This is a genomic window from Streptomyces alkaliphilus (genome assembly GCF_014141535.1).
Lineage (GTDB): Bacteria > Actinomycetota > Actinomycetes > Streptomycetales > Streptomycetaceae > Streptomyces > Streptomyces alkaliphilus.
Genome location: NZ_VKHT01000776.1, coordinates 1 through 2476, shown reverse-complemented (window position 1 = coordinate 2476; position 2476 = coordinate 1). Strand labels below are relative to the sequence as shown.

Here is a 2476-nt window from a genome sequence, read left to right as displayed (position 1 = left end):
CCGCTCCCCGCTGGCCGGTTGGCGCCGGCCCACCGACGCCCCCGCCGGGGGGGCCGGTGACGGGAAGGCCGGGGCCCCCGACCGGGGCCGCACCGGTGCCGTGCCGATGCTGGTGCTCGGCTGCGCCGCCGTGGCCGCGGCCGTCGCCGCGGCGGTGGCGCTGGCCTACCCGCACTCCCTGGGACTGGGCGGCGGCCCCGTCCACTTCGGCCTGACGGTCCTCGCGCTCACCGCCGGTGTGCTCGGCGGCATCCGTCTGGCCCCCGCGGTGCTGCCGAGCGTGGGTCGACGCCGGGTGCCGGCCCTGGCCGTGGCGGCCGTGGGCGTCGGCGTGTTCGCCCTCGGCATCGTCCCCGACGCCGCCACCGCCCTGGCCTGCGCCCTCTTCACCGGCCTGGCCGCCGGCGTCGCCGCCCGCACCGGTCGCGCACTCCTGGACCAGGAGGCCGAGGAGGGTCGGCGCCCCCGCCTGACCCGCCACCTGCACGCGGTGGTGCGCATCGCGGTCGCGGTCGCGGCCGTCCTCGCCCCGGTGATCGCCGCCCTCATCGGCAGCCACCGGGTCGAGCGGGGCGACTTCGTCATCGCACACGGTGGCGCCGCCTTCACCCTGATGATCATCGGCGCCCTGCTGCTGCCGGTCGCCGCCCTGCTGCTGCGCGGCGTGGACGACCGGCGCGGGGTCTCCCTGCGCACCGAGCTGCGGGACGCCGTGCGCCCGCCGCGCCCCACCGAGGCACCCGCCGGCTCCGGGTTCTTCATCGCCCTGGAGGGCGGTGACGGCGCCGGCAAGTCCACGCAGGTGGAGGCGCTGGCCGAGTGGATCCGGGGCAAGGGTCACGAGGTCGTGGTCACCCGCGAGCCCGGCGCCACCCCGCTGGGCCGGCGACTGCGGACCATCCTGTTGGACGTCTCCTCCTCCGGCCTCTCCGACCGGGCGGAGGCCCTGCTCTACGCGGCGGACCGCGCCGAGCACGTGGAGAGCGTCATCCGGCCCGCCCTGGCCCGCGGCGCCGTGGTGATCAGCGACCGGTACACCGACTCCTCCGTCGCCTACCAGGGCGCCGGTCGGCAGTTGTCCGCCACGGAGATCGCCCGGATCTCCCGCTGGGCCACCGACGGGTTGGTGCCGGACCTGACGATCCTGTTGGACGTCTCCCCGGAGACCGCCCGCGAGCGCTTCACCGAGGCGCCGGACCGCCTGGAGTCCGAGTCCGCCGAGTTCCACGCCCGGGTGCGGGCCGGGTTCCTGACGCTGGCCGCCGCCGATCCCACCCGCTACCTCGTCGTCGACGCCGGTCGCGACCCGGAGACGGTGACCACCACCGCCCGTCACCACCTCGACCGGCTGCTGCCGCTCTCCGAGGCCGAGATCCGCGCCCGGGAGGAGGCGCGGCGGAAGGCCGAGGAGGAGCGCAAGCGGCGCGAGGAGGAGGAGCGCCGCCGCAAGGAGGAAGAGGAGCGGCTCGAGCGCGAGCGCCAGGAGACCCTGGCCCGACTGCGGGCCGAGGAGGAGGAGCGCAAGCGGCGCGAGGAGGAGGAGCGCCGCCGCGCCGAGGAGGAGCGCAAGGCCGAGGAGGAGCGGCTCCGGCTCGAGGAGGAGGAGCGGCAGCGCCGACAGCGGGAAGAGGAGGAGCGGCTCCGACGCGAGGCCGAGGAACGCGCGCGGCTCGAGGAGCAGGAGCGGCTGCGGCGGCAGAAGGAGGAAGAGGAGCGGCTGCGCGCGGAGGCCGAGGAGCGCCGGCGCGAGAAGCAGCGCAAGGCCGAGGAGGCCCTGCTGCGCGCCGAGGCCGAGCGGAAGCGTCGCGAGGCGGAGGAACGCGCGCGGCTCGAGGAGGAGGAGCGGGCCCGCCGGGCCGAGGAGGAGCGTCGGGCGGCCGAGGAGGCCGAGCGTCGTCGCCGTGAGGAGGAGAGGCGGCGCGCCGAGGAGGAGCGTCGGGCCTCCGAGGAGACGACCCAGCTCCCGCAGTTGGAGGAGGACACCCGGACCCTGCCCGTTCCGCCCGGCAGCGACGAGCGGGTCGTCTCGCCCAACGACGAGACGGCCGTGCTGCCGCAGGTCTCGCCGGTGGACGACCCTCCCGCCGTGGACGAGACCGCCCGCCTGCCGGTCGTCGAGGATCCGGAGAAGCCGCGGGACGAGGCGTCGGACCGTCACCGCAAGCGGCGGCGGCCGAGTTGGGCGGAGGAGACCCCGCTGGACGACGTGCCGACCCTCGCGGACGAACTCCTGGGCCCCTACAGCGGCGAGGACGAGGGGAACGGGAACCGACGCCCGGGGCGCGGCGGGCGCTGAGCGCGCCGGAGCGCGTGGCGGAAGCCGAACGACGGTCACCGGGGCCGGTGGGAATCCGAGGGATTCCCACCGGCCCCTCCCGTTCCGTCCTCCGGGTGAAACCGGGGGGCGAACCGGCCGACATACCCTCATATCAATGCACATAAAGGACAGTGGACGATACATCTGGCGGGTATGGGG

At 76.2% G+C, this 2476-nt stretch carries 1 protein-coding gene; it reads left to right on the top strand.

Going from position 1 to position 2476, the window contains the following annotated elements:
- A partial coding sequence (tmk, locus tag FNQ90_RS19640) for a dTMP kinase (RefSeq protein WP_182607574.1) occupies window positions 1-2296 on the top strand: 2296 nt, incomplete at its 5' end.
- Between the last annotated feature and the right edge of the window lie 180 nt (window positions 2297-2476).